The following is a 20,561-nucleotide window of genomic DNA, read 5'->3' on the forward strand; positions in this document are numbered from 1 at the left end:
TTCTGCCGGCAATCCCTGCTCAATCTTGCCAACGGTGCGACCGCAGGACAATCCCCCCTAAAACCGCTGCCAATACACCGCTTCCCCAAACCGCTCGACAAAAAAGTCAATCACCGCCCGCACATTGGGCGGGGCTTGGCGGCTGTTTGGGTAGATGGCAGTCACATAAGTCGGCTCGCTGTGGTTTGTCCATGTGTGGTTATCAAGCACCGGCACCAGTCGCCCGTCACACACCGCTTGATAAGACAGCCAATCCGCCAGCAGAGCAATGCCCAAGCCTGCCTCCGCTCCCATCAACATACTCTCGCCATGATTCACCGCCAATGCCACGGGCGGCTGCACCCGTTGCCAAGCGTCATCTTGCCACATCAGCCACGGCTCGACCCCGAGATGCCCTTTATACACCACGCTTTTATGCTGTGCCAAATCGCTTGGCGTAGTCGGCGTACCGTGCCGCTCCAGATACGCCGCCGACGCAAACAACCCCATGTTGACGGTGGCAAATACCCGTGCTTTGAATGACGAATCGTTCAGCACGCCGATACGAAACAGCAAATCCATCGGGTCTTTGAGCGGGTCGGCATAGGCATCGGTCTGCACAAGCTCAATCGACAGCAAGGGGTAGCGTGCCTGCAACGCTGCCAAGTGCGGCACAATGTGCTGTTCGCCAAAGCTGATGGGGGCGTTGATGCGAATCAGCCCTTGAATGGCTTGGCTGTGCAAGGTCTGTCCGAGCCAGTCAAATTCTTGCAGCATTTTTTGGGCGGTATCAAGCAGCTGCAAACCTGCTTCGGTGGGCAATACCGAGCGGGTATTGCGGTGCAGCAGCGACACGCCAAGCGAGTCCTCAAGCTGCTGAATGCTGCGTGAAATCATTGATGCCGAGACGTTTTCAAGCTTGGCAGCGGTGGTAAAGCTCTGGTGATGGCAAACGCCGATAAAGAACCTGAGCGTGCGTAAGTTAATCTGGTCGATGTTCATTTTGGGCGTTCTTGGGCTGGTGATACTATTGCAAATTTCGCAATAGTGTTTTGGTAATTATACTATTTTTTAAAAAAATAAAACAGCGTATTATGGCGGCCTCTTGTGAAGCAATTGGAGTGATGATGCAATTTTTGGTGATTTTATTGGTGATAGCCGCCGGCATGGGGCTGTCGGTGGAAGCCGGTTTATTGGGGCCACTTGCCGGTAGCGTTGGCAGTTTGTGGGCGACGTTCAGTATTTTTTCGGTGGGGTCGGTGCTGACCTTTTTGCTGTTGTTATTTTTTAGCCCACGCAACACGCCGTCCTATTTAAGCCAGCCATCTTGGACGCTGATTGGCGGACTATTGGGACCGATTTATGTGGTGATTCTCGCCATCGCAGTGCCGCAGATTGGGATTGCGTTGACGATGGTGGGGGTGCTTGCAGGACAGGTGGGCAAGAGCCTGATTATTGACCACTTTGGCTGGCTGGGCATGCCGCACGCCAAGATTAATCCGAAACGCTTGATTGCATTGATGTTTATCGTTGCTGCGTTAATTTTGATGATGATTTAAGGGGAGCACCATGCAAATTCTAATGATTTTACTCGCCATCATCGGCGGGGCAATGCTCAGCATTCAGGCGGCGACCAACGGACGCTTAGGCAGTCAGCTTGGCGTGTACCATGCCGCCTTTTTAACTTTCTTTTTGGGTATGTTGATAACGGGTTTGTTGATTTTCTTTATCGAGCCAAGCCGTGCGGTGGGCTTGCTTGATGTACCCAAATGGCAGCTGATGGGGGCATTATTGGGCGTGCCATACATTGTGATTATGACTTTCGCACTACAAAAGCTGAGTGCCGCCACCGCCACCGTCGCGGTCATCTTTGGACAGCTTGCGATGAGTATGCTGATTGACAATTTCGGCTGGCTAAACAACACCGCCATTGATTTTTCACCAACCAGACTCGCCGCCGTGGTGTGCCTTGGCATTGCTTTGTATTTTATTCATAGTAGCGGCAGAAGAAAGGCTTGATTGGTTTTTCGCCATTGTTGGATTGATGTGTTGAGCTAAATCTGTTAGCTCAAATCTAAACCATTGACAGGCTCAAGCCTTTTTTAACCCAAGGAAAACTTCATGAAACACCCACATTACCGAAATTCGCAGCATAAAAGAAGTAAGCGGATTTAATGCCGGGTTTTATAGCTATGGATAGGTTTGCGGATAAGTCGGTAAAAGCAGTTTAGGGCTTAGTGACTTTCAAAGGGTTTTATTTTCTCTTGCTTTCTTTTTTAATAACACCATTTATTTCAAATGTGTATGAATGGTGTTTTTTGTATAATATCAGCTTGGAATATTGCAAATAGATTGTTGATATAAATACCAATGAAAATTACAAGAGAATATTATGAGTCTTAAATTGTGGACTGTTCGTCCTGAAAGCGATTTTATTTTGCTAGAAAAACAGGGTTTTTATACCGCAGACAGCCAATTTGTTCTTCCAGAATGGAAAGACGCTTATCAATGGATGTCTTACCATTTGGCTCAAAAAACGCCTGCTCCGGCAGGGATTGATGTTCCAGTGTGGGCGTGGCAGCAGGCACAAGGTAATAAGAGATCTAAACCCGATTTGAGGTATGGCGGATACCTAGAAAAAGGTGTGCGTGGCGTGCGTATTGAGTTTATGATACCCGAGGAACAAGTGCTTCTTAGCGATTTTGATGGCTGGCACGCGGTTTTAAATAACTTTTGTTTTTCGCTGGATGATGCAGAATATGATTATCATGAACGATTGGAAAATGAGCTGAGTGCATCGGAATTTGAGCAGATAAAGCAGCAAAGCTGGCTTAGGATTTTTGATTTAGATTTATTGCCCGCTGATAAATGTATTGGGTTGGGGTGTCTACATTAGGTTAATGCTCTTTTGTGTTAAAACATCGTTTTACCAAGTTTTATTTTTAAGTTGATTATTATCAATACAAGCTTGCCACTGCGATAAATAAAATAGGTGATATATGTCAAATTCCGTTTATGTTCTTTATCATGCTAGAACTGATTTATTAGGCTGTGAAAATAATAAATGCCTGGGTGTTTTTTCGAGCCTAGCCGAAGTTGAAAAAGCCAAACAATACGCCTTAACGCAAAAAGGCTTTAGGGATTATCCCGATAATTTTTCTGCTATTGAGTATGAGATTAATCAGCTAGAGTGGTCAGAGGGTTTTGGCGATTGATATTTTATCGATTAAAAATACTCAAGTGCAGTTCTAGGGATTTTTCACCTACAAAGCCTGTCTGAAACCGTATTTTGAGTTTCAGACGGCTTTTTCTGTTTATGCTTGCCCATTTTTCAAATACTTTCAATCACTTTAGCAGGTACGCTGGCCACCACGGTATTGGGCGGCACGTCTTTAGTCACCACCGCCCCCGCGGCGATTACAGCGTTTTCGCCCACGGTCACACCGGGCAAAATGGTGGCGTTTGCACCAATCCACGCATTTTTACCGATATGCACGGGGCTTAATATAATGCCTCGCCGTTTGGCCGGCTCCAGAGGGTGATTGACGCTGATGATATTGGCACTCGGGCCGATTAATACATTGTCTTCCAGCGTGATGCCGCCTAAATCGGTAAACATCACCCCGCTGTTGATAAACACATTTTTGCCGATACGAAGATGCCGACCAAAATCGCTATACAGCGGCAGATTGGCATGAAAACTCTCGTCAATCTCGCTATCAGTAATTCGGCTTAATAACGACCGCACTTCTTCCGCACTGTGATAACCGCTGTTTAATTCGGCTAAGAGCGGTGCATTTTCGTGAACAATGCGGTGAATTTCGGCATAAATTTCACTGTCTGGGCTAATCAACTGATTTAATGGAAATTCAATGCTCATTACTTTTTGCTCCTTTTATCGCCTCGCATAAGTAATAAAACCTGACGCATGCAGCGGCTTGAGTGTGTTTATCCGCTGTATTTAGGTGCTTTCAGTTGAGTTTCGCCTTAAAAAACTGCTCAAATTTATCAAACGGAATTTTGCCTGCTTGGTTGTCATACAAATCCACGTGGGTAGCGTTTGGCACGATATACAGCTCTTTATCTTTGCTGCCAAGGGCTTTAAACGCGTCTTCTGAGAAATAGCGGGAATGGGCATTTTCGCCATGCACCACAAGAGTGGGGGTTCGCATTTCGGCGGCGTATTGCAAAATCGGCATATTAATCAACGCCAAAGCCCCCGTGTTTGCCCATGAACCTTCAGGGCTTGAATTCACCGCACGTGGGTGAAAGCCCCGTTTGGTGGTGTAAAAATCAGAGTATTCTTTGATAAATTGCGGGGTGTCGGCGGTGAATTGCTCGGCACGCAGATTGTTGGCGGGCAATAAATCGGCATAGTCATTTTTGGCGGCATTCCAGCGGGCGTTATTGATTTCTTGCTTCATGTTGTAGCGGGCGTTTGCATCGACGCTGTCGTTATAGCCTTTTGCCATCACACGGGTCATGTCATACATGGTGCTCACCGCCACGGCTTTAATGCGGGTGTCGCTGATGGCGGCGTTTAAGGCAAATCCGCCCCAACCGCAAATGCCCAAAATGCCGATTTCATCACGGTTCACAAAATCTTGCGAACCCAAAAAATCCACCGCCGCACTGAAATCTTCGGTGTTGATTTCAGCGGAAGGCATGTTGCGTGGCAAGCCTGAGCTTTCGCCCGTATAGGACGGGTCAAACGCCAGCGTAACAAACCCCCGTTCCGCCATAGTTTGGGCGTATAAGCCCGAAACTTGTTCTTTCACCGCCCCAAAGGCTCCAGCTACAGCAATCGCAGGCAGTTTGCCCTGTGCATTTTTCGGCACATACAAATCTGCCGCCAGCGTAATGCCGTAGCGGTTTTTAAAGGTCACTTTGCGATGCGTTACTTTATCGCTTTTCGGAAAGATTTTGTCCCATTCTTGGGTGAGTTGAATGGTTTGTGCAGGCACTTCAATCACGGTGGCTGATGTGTTATTTGTCATGGCGTTTGCTCCTGTACTGGCTAATGCCGCCCCCAGAAATAAAGCGGCAGCGGTTTTTTTGAATGTGGATTGATTCAATTTCATGGAGTATTCCTCTTGAATGGGTGAATGTGAATGTCTAAGTTAGGTTTGTATTATATAAAGTTTATAATTGAATGATAATATGCTAAAATCAGCATAAACTGTTAACCATAGGTTATTGATTAGGGCTAATAATGAAGCGGGAAAATTACAATGACTTATATGCTTTTTTGCAGGTGGCCGAAGCGAAAAGCTTTGCCAAAGCGGCGGCAAAATTGGCGGTGTCGCCTCCTGCTTTGAGCAAAACCATACGCCTGTTAGAGCAGCGGCTGGGTGTGCAGTTGTTTCACCGCACCACCCGCAGCGTGTCGCTCACCCAAGCGGGTTTGCAGTTGTTTTATACCGCACAAGCGAGCTTTGCAAGGCTGGATAATGAGCTCAGCCTCATCGAGCATTACCGCAGCACGCCGTCGGGGCTGGTGCGTATCAACTGCGGATTGCACGTGATAGATACTTTGCTTTTGCCTAAGCTGGCACACTTTAGTACCCAATATCCCGAAATACAGTTGGAATTTATCAGCGAAAACCGCTTTATCGACATCGTGGCGGAGGGTTTTGATGCGGGTATCCGCTTTGATGACAACGTGGCACAAGACATGATTGCCAAGCAAATCAGCGAGCCGATGCCGATGGCAGTGGTGGCATCGCCTGATTATTTTCAAAAAAACGGCTTTCCCAAAACGCCAAAAGATTTGGAAAATCATCAATGTATTGCTTACAGGCTAAACGGTGGCGGGCTGTTTTCATGGAAGCTGGGTGACGGCAACGAAACCATAGAAATCACGCCCCGAGGGCAATGGATTTTGAATGACGACCACCCGACAAAAATCGCCGCAAAAATGGGGCTGGGCATTGCCTATCTGCCAAAAGAATTGGTGAAAGATGAATTAAACAGCGGCGAGCTGATACAGATTTTTAAACAGCAAAGCCCCTCATTGCCCGCTCTGTATCTATATTATCCAAGTCGCAATATTTCCCCTGCACTGCGTGTGGTGGTGGATACGTTGAAGATTTGAGTGGGGTTTATTCTAAAAATTAGACCGTCCGAGAGCGTTTCAGACGGCCTTTTTTAACGCACAATATTGACTTTACAAACAAGCGGCAATCGCCAAATCATTCAATTTTGCCGTGCGAATCAGGTGTGGCAAGCCCTCGATAAATCCGGCACTCAAAAATGCCACCGTCAGCCCACGCTCGGGATCGACCATATAAAACGTGGAGCCGCCGCCCATGCCAGAAAATGCCGTCGGGCTTGCGGTAAAGCCTGCCGCATTCAGCAAATGCCCGTGCCCACGCACATAACCGCCATGCAAACCGAAATGGGCTTTTAAAGGGGCGAGGTGCAGTTTTTCGCATTCGGCTTCAAAAATGACATTATTCATTTCGCCGCAATGGTTTTGCGTGGCGTAATTTGCCATAGCAGGTGAAATCAATCGCACACCTTGCCCCATGCGGTTTAGACGCAGATTTTCAGCAAAGCGGTACAAATCATCAATATTGCCAAACGCATTGCCTGCTGGCAAGATGCTGTCCGCCCCTGCCATCCCATTCAAAAACTGCTCAATCATATCCAAATTGCCCACATGTGCGTCGCCAAGCGTCCGCATTTTGGGCGTATGGCTCACGGCGACACGGTGCGGATTGTCCTGCATATCACCAAAACGGCTGTTCATCTGCAACGGAGCAAACAATTCCTCTTGGGCGATTTGTGCAAACGGTCGCCCTTTGGGGTCGGTGTGTTCGAGCAGTTTGCCGAGTATGCCGTAGCCCACAAAACTGCTGTAACTGGCTTTGGTGCCTGCTGCAAAATCGGCAGGCATTTGGCAAATACAGCGTCGATATTACCCATATCGCTCGGCGACAAGTCTGGCATGATGAGCATACCGAACATACCTGCCTGATGGGTCAACAAATGAAATACCGTGATGTTTTCTTTGCCATGTGCGGCAAATTCGGGCAGGCGTTCGGCAATGCGGGTATCTAGCCCAAATAAGCCCCGCTCAACCGTCTGCAAGGTCAAGAGTGCGGTAAACGATTTGCTGACCGACATCATCAGATACATATCATCAAACGTGGTCGCACGCTTGTCGTCTGTCGTGCCGAAAGTCTCACGCAACACGATTTTGCCGTAGCGGGCAACAATCATCACTCCGCCATACATACGCTCGCTGTCAATATCGCTTTGCACGGCATTTTTAAGCACGTTCAAGGCATTGGCGGACACTTGTGCCGTTTCTGCCGAGTGGATGGTGAAATCAAGCATGGGCGTTTCTCCTAATGGTGAATGATAAATAACTGATGCTTATTTTCAAAAAACAGCACCAGCCAAACAATCACCAAAATTGCTTTAAATTACCTACTTAAACATACAAATAATAAAAATCGTATGCTTATTATGCTAAAATAAAGCAATTATTTTTTAAGGGCAAACCCTAAGGCAAAAACATGGATTTACGCGTCGTCAAAACCCACAAAACCATACGCACCGCCTTTATCGAGCTGCTGCAACAAATGCCGTTTGAAAAAATTTCGGTACAGCAGATTTTGGAATTGGCATTGGTCAACCGCACCACGTTTTACAAATATTATTCGGGCAAAAGCGATTTGGCAGGCAAGATGATTGCCGATTTCAAGGCGGATTATCAGCAGTTTTTGAATGAACGTTTGGCAACCGACAATCTGTCTGAATTTCTCCGCACCACTACCCCCAAGCTTTATGAACAGCACCGCACTTTGCTCGCACTATGGAAAGTCCACACCAAACGCCACCATTTGCGTTTGGATATGCACCAGATGATTAAGCAGCAGTTCATCCGCCATGCCAACGCACACACAGAAAACGATGCAAAAGTCAGGGACTTTGACTATCAAGGCGAAATGGCGGCGACATTGGTGCTGGCATCAATGACGTATTATTTTGAGCAGGGATTGCCGCTGCTGGGAGAAGGGCTGTTTCAAGAATTAGAAGAAATGATGAGCTTGGTTAGGTTGGAGGCAAAAGCCGTCTGAAACCGCACTTTAATCGTGAAACGGCTTTCAGACGGCCTCCGCCTTTCACCCCGCCCCGTCAATCTCCACCCGTTTGGCAATATCCTGCAAATTGGAATAGGTTTCCACCAGCCGCGGCACATCATCGAGGCTCATGGCGAACATCCATAGGTAAGTCGTTAGCGCATAAATATGCCCGGCGGAGCCGTAGCCGTAGCCGTAGCCGTTGACGGTAATCCACACCAGCGTGAAGCCGAACAAAATCGCGGCGGCGATGCCGATGCACAGATAGCCCACCGCTTCACGGTTGGAAATCAGAATCCGCAGCTCGGCGATAAAGCTGTAATGCTTGCGCAGGCTGGCTTCCGAGGCGGCGCTGATGAGTTGCACGTCGGATTCCAAACGATTATTCAACACTTGATAGAGGCGGTTGCCGATGCGGGTAAAGCTTGGCAACAGCCAGCTGAAAAACAGCAAAATCACCACGCTCAACACGCCCGACCAAAATTCCAGCATCAGCAGCATCACGCTCGCCCCAATCAGCGACACCAACGAAGTAATCGCCGTGGGCAGGTGCATTTCAAAGAAATCGACAAATTCGCGCGACAACGCCACCCGCGCCGAAATTGCCGACGGCGTTTGCCTGCGAATGCGTTGCCCGACAATCACCGGCACCACCAATTGGCTGTAAATGCGGGCAAAGGTGCGGGTGTCGACGCTGCGGCGCAACGCCCCCACCGACCACACCACCAGCACCAACGCCGCATACGAAAGCACCTGCCACGGCTTGCCCGCAATCACCGCATTCACGGCAAAGCTGCCGAGCAGCGGGTACACCAGAAACAGGATATTTTCCAGCGCCACAATGGTGAAGGTAACCAGCAGTTTTTTGCGGTGCAGCACGCCGAGTTGCTTTAAGGTTTGCCACATGCTGTATTGCCTGTCTGAATGAAATTTGCATAATCAACCTGCCCAAGCTGTTCACCGAACACTTGTGCAAATTCGCCCAACAAATCAAACAGCAACGCCGATTTTTCTTCGCCGAATGCAGCAAACACTTTTTCGCTCAACGCTGCCGAATGCAACGGCAATGCAGCGGTTTCTGCCTGCCCAAGTGCGGTCAGTTGCAGGATTTTTTCCCGCTTATCCAGCGGACTTTCCAAAAATTCCAGCCAGCCTTTTTGCTTGTATTCTTTGCATACATTGAAAATGGTCTGCTTCGGCAACAGCCATTCATCCGCAATCTGCTTCTGCGTCGCCTGCCCGTTTGCCGCAGCCGCCAGCGAATACAGCAAAGCATAGCTGCTGTAGGTCAGCCCCGTTTGTTTGATGCTTTCATCAACCAAATTGTCAATGGCACCGATTTTTTTGCCTAATTGGTCTAAGTTGTACATGGTTCTGCCTTGAATAAAAAAGTCCTAAATTTGACTATGTGAAATTATAGTCAAATTTAGGACTTAATGTAAAGGCCGTCTGAAGGATTATTTTCAGACAGGTTTTTTAGAAGGTCTTTTCAAACCTGCTCCTTCAAAAACGCAATAAACGCCTTCACCACTGCCGATTGGTGACGGTGCGGCAGATACAGGGCGTTCACGGTGTAAATCGTGGCGGAGGGGTAATCTGCCAGCACCTGCACCACTTTCCCTGTTTCAATCAGCTTGTGGGCGGTGTAGTCGACAATCAAACACACGGCTTTGCCTGCTTTGGCAAGGTGTATCACGGCAGAATTGTCATTGGATAAAAACACGCACGACACATTCAGCGAGCCGTTTTTACCTTTTTCATTTGATAAATCCCGCCATGCAAACGGCACGCTTTTTTGCCCCAAACGCCCAAAGCCTGCACAGGGTAGGTTTAATAAATCCTGTGGGGTTTTTGGTTCGCCAAACTTGGCGATAAAGTCTGTACTTGCCACCCACGCCCCGCACACCGTCATTAAAGGCATGGCGATGACGTTATCCGTCTGTAAATCTCCCGTACGAAATGCCACATCAATGCCATCAGCCACCAAATCCACCACCCGATCGGTGGCTTGCACATACACTTGCACATCAGGAAATTGTTGTTGAAAAGCCAGCAATATTTCCCAAATATAATCTGCCCCAAGGATGGTCGAAATACGCAGTACGCCGCTGAGCGTCTGTTTATCGGTTTGTAGGTTGCGTTCGGTGTGCAGCAGATTATCAATATCCAAGTACACCTGCTCATAAAACTGCTGCCCAGCCGCGGTGGGTTTCACGCCTGTTTTGTGGCGGTCAAGCAGTTGCATATTTAGCGATTTTTCTAACAGCTTGATTTGCCTACTGATGGTGGCAATCGGCACATCAAGCTGCTGGCTTGCCTTGGATAAACTGCCTGTCTGAACGGTGGCGACAAAGAGGCGGACGGCGTTTAAATCCATATTTGACATTTTGATTCTCATATTTGGAAATTAGATTTTCATTTTAAGCCATTCCATTCTATTTTTCAAAGTCTTAAAATGCACTCAATCCATTGACCTTTGTAGGAAAAGCACCATGAACATTACAATCAATAAAGCACACAACCGTATTACTGAAATCTTAGGCATCAAATACCCCATCGTACAAGGTGCAATGAGCTGGATGACCGATGCAAAATTTGTAGCAAGCGTATCTAACGCAGGCGGATTGGGCATTTTGGGCCCGAATGCAGGCTTGCTGAAAGCGCCGAAAAGCAATGAAGACCTGTATCGCGCCATGCGTGAAGAAGTGCGAAAAACTAAAGCTTTAACCAACAAGCCTTTCGGCTTGCCGATTATTTTGTCTTACGATTTATCTACCATGATGCCTTTGACCGATTTGATTATCGAAGAAGGCGTGCAAGTGGCGTTAATCAATCAGCTAGACGGCGTTGATTACGCCCCGTTTATGGCGAAATTCAAAGCGGCAGGGGTAAAAACCATTTTCCGTGCACTAAATCCCACCCCTGAAAATGCCCAAGAAGCTGAAAAATTGGGTGCAGATATCATGGTGGCAACAGGCTTTGATGAAGGCGGCACAGTGCCTGATAAAGTAATTGGCACATTCTCAATCGTGCCACAAATCGCTGATGCAGTGAGCGTTCCCGTGATGGCGGCAGGGGGTATTGCTGATGTGCGTGGCGTGCGTGCCAGTTTTGCTTTGGGAGCAGAAGGCGTGTTTGTGGGCACAGTATTATTACCAACCATTGAAAATCGTATGGCACAAAGTGTAAAACAGCAAATTGTGGACAGTACTGCACAAGATTTATTGCTGTTTCGCACCCAACCTGCGTATTACCGCTCTTTGCCAACCAAACTGGCACATGAATTGGTGGCGATGGACAACAATGGTGCTACGCGTGATGAGCTTGCCGAAGCCCAAAAAGGCGGCTATGGCATGCGTCTGGGTATGTTGGAAGAAGGTCGTGCCGATGAGGGTTATAATTCGCTCGGTAAAAGATGTGGTGGAAGATTTGATGCAGGATTTTGTGGTGGTGGATAAGGCTGTGAAAGCAGCTTAGAGACTTGCACAGGTTTTTGTATTCTCTTTCTGACCTTAAGACACCATTCATCTTAAACGCTCGTGAATGGTGCTTTCTTTTATATCTGTTTTGCTGTTCAGCTGGGCTTATGACAATCCCGGCGGTGGTTTGTGTTAAGTTTGATTTAACGCTTTTATGGAAATCGGTGTTTTAACCGCACTTTAAAATGATAGGCCGTCTGAAAACTCATTTTCAGACGGCTTTTATTCATTCACACCCTACACCAACTCAAACGCCCGTGAATGGTGCTTTCTGCTTGGATAATAAGCGTAAAACGGTTCGTATTGATTGTCTGTGCCTCACCGCAATATCTGCAACAAAACGGCGTGCCAAATTCCCTAAAAAGCCTGAGCCGACACACGGCAATCAACTACTTTGCGGGGCAAAAACACAGCCCCGCAGCATGGCAATTTGTGCAGGCGGACGAACCCAAAAGCCTTGTGTTGCCCAGCCACATCATGGCAAACAACGCCGAAGCCATGCTCGCCTGTGTGTTAAACCGCATGAGCTTGATTGATGCAAGTGCCCGCCATTTTGGTGAAACAAGCACTGGCAGACGGCTCACTGGTGCAGCTGTTGACGGAAGTTGAAAGTATCAGCCTACCGCTGTCTATCATGTATCCGAATCGGCAATACCTCGCCCCGCAAGTGCGGGTGTTTGTGGATTGGATGATTGAAACGGTGCAAGAGATAAATGGATTGGATTAATTCAATGCTTATTGCTATCGGTTTAGATCTTGACAACACCCGCACTTCCCTATTCCACCTGCGGTAATAACAGAAAAGCACTGTAAACACGTATCAAATACTCTCCTCATCAATTCATGAATAAAATTCATTACTTTAATAAAAACACCCCTATTTATCAAACAATCCGGTTTCCCTATAATCCGTGCATCAAACAAACGTAATACAACCGAACACTACAACAAGGAAACCGATATGAACACCGTAGAACAATTGATTGAACGCCAAGCCTTAAAAGATCTGGTCGATACCTTTTCCAATCTTGCCGATGAAAAACGTGTGGCGGAGCAAATGCCGCTGTTTACCGAAGATGCGGTGGTGAACACCTTTATCGGTGGAAAATTGGTGTTTGAAATGGCGGGACACGCTCAAATTGAGGAAGTATTTACCAATTATCTTGCACCGTTTCACGCCGTCTATCATCTTAACGGACAGCACAGCGTTGAATTTCAAGGCAGGCACAACGCAACCGCAATCAACTATTGCCAAGTGGCGTTAGTCAGCCGACAAGGCGACAAAGAAATGTTGCTCACGCATTATGTACGCTATAACGATACTTACCGCAAAATTGACGGACAATGGCTGATCAGCAAACGGATTGCCAATTTTATGATTAGTGAACATCGTGAGTTAGGCACTGCCGCATAACGTTGTAATTATTCGATAAAGGAAAATACATGAAACAGAATTTACCGTCTAAATTGGCACCGTTTATTTTTGCTCTGTCCATGGCATTCGGTGCCGCAGCAGATACCGCAAAGCCCGATCTCACGACACTGCAATCCGTTGAATATCCGAATGGAAAATGGAAACTCAAAGCCGCACAGTATGGTGTAGAAATTGTAGAGAACGTCAACATCACAATGGATGACGGCATTATATTAAATGCCAGCGTGGCATATCCGACAGATTTAACCACCGGTAAACGCGCTGCCGGCAAATTTCCGGTTGTGATTGAACATATGCCGTATGAAAAATTTGCGGTGGCTATTCCGGTTAACACTTTTTTTGCCGAACATGGCTATATCTCAGTATTAGTGCGTGCCAGAGGATTGGGCAAATCCGAAGGCGAAGTGCAATTCTTATCGCCGCGTGAGGGGCAAGACGGTAAAAATTTAGTGGAATGGGCAAGTCAACTTGAACATTCCGATGGCAGAGTCGCCTTGCAGGGCTGTTCATGGCCGGGTGCCATTGCAATTAATGACGCCGGCTACGTTGGTAAAAATTCCGCATTGAAAGCGGTGATTGCGTCCTGCTCCGGCATGGAAAATATGGCTCGCCAATCTTGGTTCAGCGGCGGAATGCCGAGTATGTCCTTTTGGTTATTTGACGCTTTAGGCAAAGAGTTTGTCGGCGACACGCCAAGTTCGAGCCGTTTTTTTAACATGATGACCCAATCGGTGAAAAGCGGCGGTGATATTGCCTATCAGGGTAATTTTTGGAAGCAACGCGGGCAAGCTACGCTCGCCAATAATATCGTTGAAAATAACGTGCCGATTATGTTTAACGCCGGTTGGAAAGGCGTGGTAGAAATGGGTGCAGTGCGTGCTTATACCGCACTTCAAAACGCTTATGCCAACCGTTCGGTGTATGCTCCAATGAACGCAGCCCAACAGATCAGCCCACGCTATCAACTGATTATGGGCGGTTGGGATCATGGTCAAGGGCTGGATATGGGATTGTATCTGCAATGGCTGGATACTTGGGTGAAAGGCGAAGATACCGGCTTACAACACAGTAAAACGCCGATGCACTTATTTGAACAAGGATCAAACCGCTGGATCAATTTAACCGGCTATCCGGAAATCAACGCAACACGCTGGAAACTCGGTTCGCAAGGCGGACTGACGCTTGAACAAACTCACGGTAACGATACGTTGGCATATGCCCAACCGGCAGACAGCAACGGCAAAATCAGTTACACCACCGAGCCGTTTGCCAAGGGTGCAACCCTTTCCGGTGCGATTAGTGCAACGATTTATGCACAATCAAGCAACAGTAATCTGATCTTAATCGGGCATTTATACGATGTTGCACCGGATGGTTCGCAGCAGCTTATCACACGAGGGGCATTAGTGGGCAGTTTACGGGCTATTGATGAGGAAAAATCATGGAAAGATGCAAACGGCACTGTCACTTATCCGTGGCAAACATTTGAGCAGGATGCTTACTTAGAACCAAACCAAACCTATCGCTTTGATTTATCAATGAATACTCGTCAATGGGGAATACAGCCGGAGCACCGTTTGCGGTTTGAATTAACAAGCCAAACACCGACAGAACTGTGCCCGGTTGAAGGCGCACCGCCGAAAAACGACATCGAACCTTGTCGTTTGACCGCAACGCAACAACAAACTGTTCCGGGCGGCACATATACCCTTTTATATGGTACAGATACGCCGTTAAGTCTGAATCTACCGCAGCTAGACTACCAAGCACAGCCCGAAGTGCGGTCTGGTAAACTTGCCTTACCATGGAATGAAGGTGCAAGACGTTTGGAAATCGGCGAACGGCAAGGTGATAATCCGGCGATTGATAACTTATTGCCAATGGACACCTCCATTACGCATCCGCTAGTATGGTAACCGGCAAGGCATCAAAAATCGGGGAACACTACTCCCCGATATTCCATTCATAATTCAGCCATTCACTGTTTTGCGCTGCGCCCAAGCGGGCATAAAAGCGTTTACCGGCATCGTTCCACGGCGCAACCGTCCATTTGATTTGTAGGCAGTTGTGCTGCTGTGCCTGTTGTTTCAACGCCTGCATCAACTGTTCGCCGATGTGCTGCCCGCGATAGCGCTGATCGACATACAACTCTTTTAAATAAACCGCCGGACGGTTTTGTGCGGTGAACGGCAGAAAATAATAAACGGCAATCCCGATCACTTCGCCTTGATCGGCAGCAACAAGGCAGTGAAAATCAGGCGGATTCTTGTCGAAACCACTGTGTTCGACAATCTCAGGCGTGATCGCAAAGCTGTCGATATATTTTTCAAATATTGCCAGTTCACGCATCAAACGCCAAATTTGCCTGCTGTCGGCTCGTTCTGCTTTACGGATTTGAATAGACATTGTAATTTCCCATTATCAAAAATAAATAAAACCCAATTTAATCGCCTGTCAAATGAAGTCAAGTAAAATAACTTTTCGAAAGTTGACCGCACTTTGCCTGTGATTCATGAATAAATCTCATAACATTAATCATAAATTGCCGACTAATCAGCAGTGAATTTGCCTTTTATAATCAGTTTGACTCTCTTTCATGCAACCACACAAGGAATCGAAGATGAAAACATTGAATAAACTATTGATTTGCACACTGTCGCTATTTGGCGCCCAGCAAGCGATGGCAAAAGCGGATAACCTGATCATTTATTTCACTCAGCCGGAAAGTGTGCCGACAGAGCAACTTGACGGCGTGAGCGGCGCCAGTGTGATCATCAAAAACCAACAGCGTTTGGGGGCAACAGAATATCTGGCACAGCAGATCCAGCAACAGACACAAGGCGATCTGTTTCATCTTGAGACCGTGCAAAGCTATCCCGACACCCACCAGCCGCTGCTGGATTTTGCGCAAGCCGAACAACGCCGCAACACTAAACCGGCATTAAAATCGTTACCGGATTTAAACAATTATGACACGGTATTTATCGGCTTTCCGATTTGGTGGTACAAAATGCCGATGCCGCTGTATTCCTTTTTTGAACAGACCGATTTAAGCGACAAAAAAGTGATTCTGTTTGTTGCACATGGCGGCAGCCGTTTTAGCGGCAGTGGCGCAGAAATCCGCCAAATGCAACCGAATGCCGATGTGCAGGAAGGGTTTGAAGCCTATTTGCATAAAAGCACCCGAGCCGATCAAGCGGTGGAAACCCGCCTAGCTGATTGGTTAAGCCGATTAGGATATTAAGTATGCCGAAAAAGTATGCCTTTCAGCTGCTGCAAGATCTGCTGCTGACCGCACTTTTGCTCTCTTTAATGGGCTACCACCTGTTTGCCGAGCCGATTCACGAATGGCTCGGACTGGCGTTTCTGCTGTTGATCTGTAGCCATAACGGGCTTAATTTTTGGTGGTTTAAGCGTTTATTTCACGGCAATTATTCGGCTTATCACGTGCTGCAAACCGCACTTAACGCCATTTTATTGTTGTTATTTATTGCCGCCACAATCAGCGGAATAATGCTTTCCAAGCATATTTTTGCCGAATTCAGCTTCCACAGCACCAGCGATTTGATGCGTAAAATTCATATGCTCAGCGTGCACTGGATTCAAATTGTGATCGCCGTTCATCTGGGTTTGCATTGGAAAGCACTATCAACGCTGTTAGCACCGATTTTTGGCGTGGATCTCGGCTCGGTTTTTGCTCGCTTTGTTCTGCCCACATTCTGGCTTGGCATCTCGCTGTACGGCTTTGCCGCATTTCTGCAGCGAGATTTGTTTCCCTATCTGATTAATCAGGTGGATTTTGCATTTTTTGATCACAGCGAAAGCCTCTGGCGGTTTTATCTCGATTTTTTAGCCATGCTGATCAGCTTTGCCTACTCCACGCGTATTCTCGTTTGGCTATGCTTTTTCAGAAACATACAAGTGCGGTCTTAACCGTTGATACCGCACTTTGCCGATCGGTTTGTCAAAAATATATGCAGTGCTACGGCGTTATAAAACCAAATGCAGGTTAAAGCTGGAAGATCCCCGTCCGGATCGCACGCATATCATTCGCATCTTGTTGTAATATTCGTATAATACATTCAATTTTGGTGAGTTATCGTCTATTTTCGCGGGTATGGAATATGAGTAATCCTGTCATTATCGGGCTGAAAGCCTGCTTCATTTTAGCTGTTGGCATGGGGTTCGGACGCTTTGCATTTACCGCACTTTACCCGTATATGGTAAATGAGCAGCTGCTGACTATTACCGAAGGCAGCACAGCGGCATCAATCAACTATGCCGGCTATTTAATCGGCGCTTTATTCGCCATAAGAAGTAAAGCTCACCACGCAAATCTGCTTTGTTTATATGCCATCATCGGCACGGTCATTTGCTTATTGCTGTTGGCTCTCCCACTATCAAGCCTATGGATTATCATTATCCGCGGTGTATCCGGTGTATTTAGCGCTTTAGCCATTATCGGTTCATCACTTTGGCTATTTAATCAAAAGGGATTGATTCAACAAGCGCCGTTACTGTATGCCGGTGTGGGGATTGGTATCGCACTGTCGGCGGAAATTGTAGTCATCGGCAATCATCTCCAGCTGACTTCGACTAACCTCTGGCTAATATTGGGCATTATCGGATTATTGGTGTTTTTATTCGTCGTGCAAGATTTGCGCCAAACCGCCAAGCCTCACCAAATCCCCTCTGCCAAAACAGATTTTATTTTGCCGAGCCTTCATGCAAAGCCGCTAGTGATCATGTACGGATTAGCCGGTTTTGGCTATATTATCACGGCAACCTATTTACCTTTATCGATCCAATTGATCTTGCCGAATCTAAATATTGGGCACATTTGGGCAGCCTTTGGCTTAGCCGCTGCGCCCTCCTGTTTTCTCTGGCAAAAGTTGCACGACAAACTTGGTTCACGGCAGGCTTTGATTCTAAATTTATGGCTACAGGCTATCTGTTAAGTGCATTATTTGTCGGAGGAAGTTTTATGGGAACGGTCACACTTGCCATGGCACAGGCGCAATTAATCATTCGTCAAATCGGCACTAACCTGATTGCCGTCATGACCGTTTCCTATAGCATCGGACAAATTATCGGACCGCTGGTTGCCTAAAATTCAGCAGAATTTTGAATTTTCTCTACTATGTGCCAGCATAGCATTACTGGCAGGATCAATACTGATCATTGCAGATAAGCATAAGATGAAATCGTCGCATTGATTGAATAGCCAGACACCCAAAGTGCGGTTTTAAGCCGTTGATACCGCACTTTGCGCACCTATAAGTATATCACCAGTTAATGCTTATGCCCGGCGTGCGGATCAACCTCAAGTGCGGTATTGTACTTTAACGCTTTGGCTGCCGCATAACTGACTTTGATGCCGCTTTGTAAAATAATCGCACTCAGTAATAGACTTGCCAATGGATCGACCCATTGCCAATTCAGGAATAACGCGCTTAATCCGGAAATAATCGCCACCACCGAACCGAGCAGATCGGCTAGAACGTGCAAATACGCCGCACGAATATTTAAATTGTGCTGATCAGCCTGCTTCATCATTCGGGCGACCACTAAATTAACGATCAATCCCAACACTGCCACCATAATCATCGGCAGCGCAATTATTCGGCTTGGGTTTTGCAGCCGTTCGATGGCTTCATAAATAATATAACCGGCGATTAAAATCAGCGACGCGCCGTTAATCAACGCCAGCCATTTTGACACTTTCGGCTTTTTCGCCACAATTTGCAGCGCGAACAACGCCAAGCCCAGCGAAAGCGCATCATTTAACATATGCCCGGCGTCTGCCATTAGCGCCAAACTGTTGAACAAATAACCGCCGAGAAATTCCACCAGCATAAAGCCGCTGATGATCAAAAAGCTCAGCCATAAACGGCGACGATCTGCCGCTGTTGACTGTATTGGATGCTGCTGATGAGTATGCTGTTCCGACATAATTTGCCTTTAGGAGTGAATTTAAACAATATTTTAAAACCATTAGCCCCTATCAAGTCAAGTCTTCTGTTTATGATCCTAGGTAAATTTTTTTACTCTCCCCGTTCTGGTGAGTGTTTTTGCCAAATGGCTATGTTACTATCCGCCCATTCCATTTTTTAGCAAATTAATAACAAAGAGGTAACATGAAAAACATCTCAAAAAACGTTGTTGTTGTCGGCGGTGGTGCCGGCGGTTTAGAACTCGCCACCTATCTAGGGCACAAATTAGGCAAGGCGAACAAAGCCAAAGTCACGTTGGTGGATCGCAATACCAGCCATTTGTGGAAGCCGTTATTACACGAAGTCGCAACCGGCTCATTAGACGACGGTGCGGATGCATTAAGCTATCGGGCGCACGCCAAAAATCACCATTTTGCATTCGAGCAAGGCTCTATCGTGCGGATCAATCGCGAACAGAAATATGTTGAACTTGCACCGATTTACGGGCAAGACGGCGACATGATTGTGATCGCCCGCCGTGTGCCTTACGACTATTTAGTGCTTGCCATTGGCAGTAAGTCTAATGATTTCAACACTAAAGGCGTAGCCGAAAACTGTATTTTCCTAGACAGCTCCGATCAAGCCTTGCGCTTCCAACATAAAATGCTGGAGCTGTTCTTAAAATTCGCTGAAAACCGCGCACTCGACGACATCGGCGAAGAAGAAAGCAAAGTGAATATTGCGATTGTCGGCGGCGGGGCAACCGGCGTGGAGCTTTCAGCCGAACTGTATCATGCGGCGGAACATCTTTCCTCGTATGGTTACGGCAAAATCGACAGCAGTTGTCTACAAGTCACGCTAGTGGAAGCCGGACCACGTCTACTCCCGGCACTGCCGGAAAGGCTGTCGGCTTCAGTGCGCCATGAATTGCAAGAATTAGGCGTGAATGTCAAAACCGAAACGCTGATCACCGAAGCCATGCCAAATGCGTTAATCACCAAAAACGGCGAAAGCATTAAAGCCGATTTAATGGTGTGGGCGGCTGGCGTGCGCACCTCTAAAATCACCGCGCAATTTGACGGCTTAGAAACCAATCGGTTAAATCAATTAAGCGTGAAAGACTCCTTGCAAACCACAGTTGACGATTCGATCTTTGCCATTGGCGACTGCGCTTTCCTGCTGCAAGCAAACGGCACGCCGGTTCCGCCGCGCGCACAAGCCGCGCATCAAATGGCGACGTTCTGCGGTAAAAATATTGTCGCATTGTTCAATGACAAACCGCTAAACACCTTCACCTATAACGACAAAGGATCGCTGGTGTCGCTCTCGACCTTCTCCACCGTCGGCAGCTTAATGGGCAATTTAATGCGCGGCTCATTAACCATTGAAGGGCGTTTAGCGCGAATCGCCTACATCTCACTTTATCGGATGCACCAACGCGCGCTACACGGCTGCATTAAAACCGGCTTAATTATTCTGGTCGGGCGGATTAACCGTTTCTTAAAACCATCGTTAAAATTACATTAATCCGGTATTAAAGTGCGGTTTAAATTTGCTAGACCGCACTTTTCTTTCATTTTATTGCACGCCACACTAACCGAATAGCAAATCTGCAATCCATCGCCACACTATTTCATAGGCTAAA

Annotated in this window: 22 protein-coding genes and 2 pseudogenes; 14 read left to right on the forward strand and 10 right to left on the reverse strand. The window is 47.2% G+C overall.

Features of this window, described 5'->3' with window-relative positions:
- Positions 1–57: 57 nt before the first annotated feature.
- On the reverse strand, positions 58–981 hold the full coding sequence (locus tag ACUHGC_RS09490; protein ID WP_446833090.1) for a LysR family transcriptional regulator: 924 nt from the start codon (positions 979–981) through the stop codon (positions 58–60).
- Positions 982–1,103: 122 nt separating this feature from the next.
- Between ACUHGC_RS09490 and ACUHGC_RS09495 the strand changes: the two genes are divergently transcribed.
- From ACUHGC_RS09495 to ACUHGC_RS09510, 4 genes are all read left to right on the forward strand, one after another.
- Positions 1,104–1,538 (forward strand): DMT family transporter, encoded by a 435-nt coding sequence (locus tag ACUHGC_RS09495; RefSeq protein ID WP_446834883.1) that lies wholly within the window; start codon positions 1,104–1,106, stop codon positions 1,536–1,538.
- A 10-nt stretch (positions 1,539–1,548) separates the two neighbouring features.
- Positions 1,549–1,998: a DMT family transporter gene (locus tag ACUHGC_RS09500; RefSeq protein ID WP_446833091.1), complete on the forward strand. Its 450-nt coding sequence runs from the start codon at positions 1,549–1,551 to the stop codon at positions 1,996–1,998.
- Positions 1,999–2,371: 373 nt separating this feature from the next.
- The gene (locus ACUHGC_RS09505; RefSeq protein ID WP_446833092.1) at positions 2,372–2,875 is read left to right on the forward strand and encodes a DUF3841 domain-containing protein; all 504 of its coding nucleotides are present in this window, start codon (positions 2,372–2,374) and stop codon (positions 2,873–2,875) included.
- Positions 2,876–2,978: 103 nt separating this feature from the next.
- Positions 2,979–3,194 (forward strand): hypothetical protein, encoded by a 216-nt coding sequence (locus tag ACUHGC_RS09510; protein WP_446833093.1) that lies wholly within the window; start codon positions 2,979–2,981, stop codon positions 3,192–3,194.
- A 116-nt stretch (positions 3,195–3,310) separates the two neighbouring features.
- On the opposite strand, the gene ACUHGC_RS09515 is transcribed toward ACUHGC_RS09510, so the two are convergent.
- On the reverse strand, positions 3,311–3,859 hold the full coding sequence (locus ACUHGC_RS09515) for a DapH/DapD/GlmU-related protein (RefSeq protein WP_446833094.1): 549 nt from the start codon (positions 3,857–3,859) through the stop codon (positions 3,311–3,313).
- A gap of 91 nt (positions 3,860–3,950) precedes the next feature.
- Positions 3,951–5,060, reverse strand: coding sequence for an alpha/beta hydrolase (locus ACUHGC_RS09520; protein WP_446833095.1), 1,110 nt, complete (start codon positions 5,058–5,060; stop codon positions 3,951–3,953).
- 131 nt (positions 5,061–5,191) lie between these two features.
- Between ACUHGC_RS09520 and ACUHGC_RS09525 the strand changes: the two genes are divergently transcribed.
- Entirely contained in the window at positions 5,192–6,073 is an 882-nt protein-coding gene (locus tag ACUHGC_RS09525; protein WP_446833096.1) for a LysR family transcriptional regulator, read from the forward strand.
- A 72-nt stretch (positions 6,074–6,145) separates the two neighbouring features.
- On the opposite strand, the gene ACUHGC_RS09530 is transcribed toward ACUHGC_RS09525, so the two are convergent.
- Both ACUHGC_RS09530 and ACUHGC_RS09535 read right to left on the reverse strand, forming a co-directional pair.
- Positions 6,146–6,829: a serine hydrolase domain-containing protein gene (locus ACUHGC_RS09530; protein WP_446834884.1), complete on the reverse strand. Its 684-nt coding sequence runs from the start codon at positions 6,827–6,829 to the stop codon at positions 6,146–6,148.
- Positions 6,727–7,320, reverse strand: coding sequence for a serine hydrolase domain-containing protein (locus tag ACUHGC_RS09535; RefSeq protein ID WP_446833097.1), 594 nt, complete (start codon positions 7,318–7,320; stop codon positions 6,727–6,729). Before ACUHGC_RS09535 ends, ACUHGC_RS09530 begins: the two co-directional genes overlap by 103 nt.
- A 182-nt stretch (positions 7,321–7,502) precedes the next feature.
- On the opposite strand from ACUHGC_RS09535, the gene ACUHGC_RS09540 reads away from it, so the two are divergent.
- Entirely contained in the window at positions 7,503–8,066 is a 564-nt protein-coding gene (locus ACUHGC_RS09540; protein ID WP_446833098.1) for a TetR/AcrR family transcriptional regulator, read from the forward strand.
- A gap of 45 nt (positions 8,067–8,111) precedes the next feature.
- Here the strand turns inward: ACUHGC_RS09540 and ACUHGC_RS09545 are convergent, their stop codons facing one another.
- From ACUHGC_RS09545 to ACUHGC_RS09555, 3 genes are all read right to left on the reverse strand, one after another.
- A complete protein-coding gene (locus ACUHGC_RS09545) occupies positions 8,112–8,975 on the reverse strand; it encodes an ABC transporter six-transmembrane domain-containing protein (protein ID WP_446833099.1) in 864 nt (287 codons plus the stop codon).
- Positions 8,960–9,439 carry a MarR family winged helix-turn-helix transcriptional regulator gene (locus ACUHGC_RS09550; protein ID WP_446833100.1) on the reverse strand — a complete coding sequence of 160 codons (480 nt, stop codon included), beginning with the start codon at positions 9,437–9,439 and terminating at the stop codon, positions 8,960–8,962. Before ACUHGC_RS09550 ends, ACUHGC_RS09545 begins: the two co-directional genes overlap by 16 nt.
- 119 nt (positions 9,440–9,558) lie before the next feature.
- On the reverse strand, positions 9,559–10,455 hold the full coding sequence (locus tag ACUHGC_RS09555) for a LysR family transcriptional regulator (RefSeq protein ID WP_446833101.1): 897 nt from the start codon (positions 10,453–10,455) through the stop codon (positions 9,559–9,561).
- A 106-nt stretch (positions 10,456–10,561) separates the two neighbouring features.
- On the opposite strand from ACUHGC_RS09555, the pseudogene ACUHGC_RS09560 reads away from it, so the two are divergent.
- The 4 genes and pseudogenes from ACUHGC_RS09560 to ACUHGC_RS09575 all read left to right on the forward strand — a co-directional run bounded on the left by ACUHGC_RS09560 (position 10,562) and on the right by ACUHGC_RS09575 (position 14,899).
- Positions 10,562–11,546: pseudogene (locus ACUHGC_RS09560) on the forward strand (NAD(P)H-dependent flavin oxidoreductase).
- A 537-nt stretch (positions 11,547–12,083) separates the two neighbouring features.
- Positions 12,084–12,275, forward strand: a complete 192-nt coding sequence (locus ACUHGC_RS09565; protein WP_446833102.1) for a LysR substrate-binding domain-containing protein — start codon at positions 12,084–12,086, stop codon at positions 12,273–12,275.
- Positions 12,276–12,509: 234 nt separating this feature from the next.
- Positions 12,510–12,962 carry a nuclear transport factor 2 family protein gene (locus ACUHGC_RS09570; protein ID WP_446833103.1) on the forward strand — a complete coding sequence of 151 codons (453 nt, stop codon included), beginning with the start codon at positions 12,510–12,512 and terminating at the stop codon, positions 12,960–12,962.
- A gap of 29 nt (positions 12,963–12,991) precedes the next feature.
- A complete protein-coding gene (locus tag ACUHGC_RS09575; RefSeq protein WP_446833104.1) occupies positions 12,992–14,899 on the forward strand; it encodes a CocE/NonD family hydrolase in 1,908 nt (635 codons plus the stop codon).
- Between the two features lie 28 nt (positions 14,900–14,927).
- Here the strand turns inward: ACUHGC_RS09575 and ACUHGC_RS09580 are convergent, their stop codons facing one another.
- The gene (locus ACUHGC_RS09580) at positions 14,928–15,389 is read right to left on the reverse strand and encodes an N-acetyltransferase family protein (protein ID WP_446833105.1); all 462 of its coding nucleotides are present in this window, start codon (positions 15,387–15,389) and stop codon (positions 14,928–14,930) included.
- A 214-nt stretch (positions 15,390–15,603) separates the two neighbouring features.
- Here ACUHGC_RS09580 and ACUHGC_RS09585 point away from each other — a divergent pair, with 214 nt between their 5' ends.
- The 3 genes and pseudogenes from ACUHGC_RS09585 to ACUHGC_RS09595 all read left to right on the forward strand — a co-directional run bounded on the left by ACUHGC_RS09585 (position 15,604) and on the right by ACUHGC_RS09595 (position 18,093).
- Positions 15,604–16,227 carry a flavodoxin gene (locus ACUHGC_RS09585; protein WP_446833106.1) on the forward strand — a complete coding sequence of 208 codons (624 nt, stop codon included), beginning with the start codon at positions 15,604–15,606 and terminating at the stop codon, positions 16,225–16,227.
- A 2-nt stretch (positions 16,228–16,229) separates the two neighbouring features.
- The gene (locus ACUHGC_RS09590) at positions 16,230–16,916 is read left to right on the forward strand and encodes a DUF4405 domain-containing protein (RefSeq protein WP_446833107.1); all 687 of its coding nucleotides are present in this window, start codon (positions 16,230–16,232) and stop codon (positions 16,914–16,916) included.
- Positions 16,917–17,203: 287 nt separating this feature from the next.
- Positions 17,204–18,093: pseudogene (locus ACUHGC_RS09595) on the forward strand (YbfB/YjiJ family MFS transporter).
- Positions 18,094–18,275: 182 nt separating this feature from the next.
- Here the strand turns inward: ACUHGC_RS09595 and ACUHGC_RS09600 are convergent.
- Complete coding sequence (locus ACUHGC_RS09600) at positions 18,276–18,935, reverse strand: cation diffusion facilitator family transporter (protein ID WP_446833108.1); 660 nt, start codon at positions 18,933–18,935, stop codon at positions 18,276–18,278.
- Positions 18,936–19,120: 185 nt separating this feature from the next.
- Between ACUHGC_RS09600 and ACUHGC_RS09605 the strand changes: the two genes are divergently transcribed.
- Positions 19,121–20,443, forward strand: coding sequence for an NAD(P)/FAD-dependent oxidoreductase (locus ACUHGC_RS09605; protein WP_446833109.1), 1,323 nt, complete (start codon positions 19,121–19,123; stop codon positions 20,441–20,443).
- Positions 20,444–20,561: the final 118 nt, after the last annotated feature.

It is taken from the genome of Testudinibacter sp. P27/CKL/0425 (genome assembly GCF_052931395.1).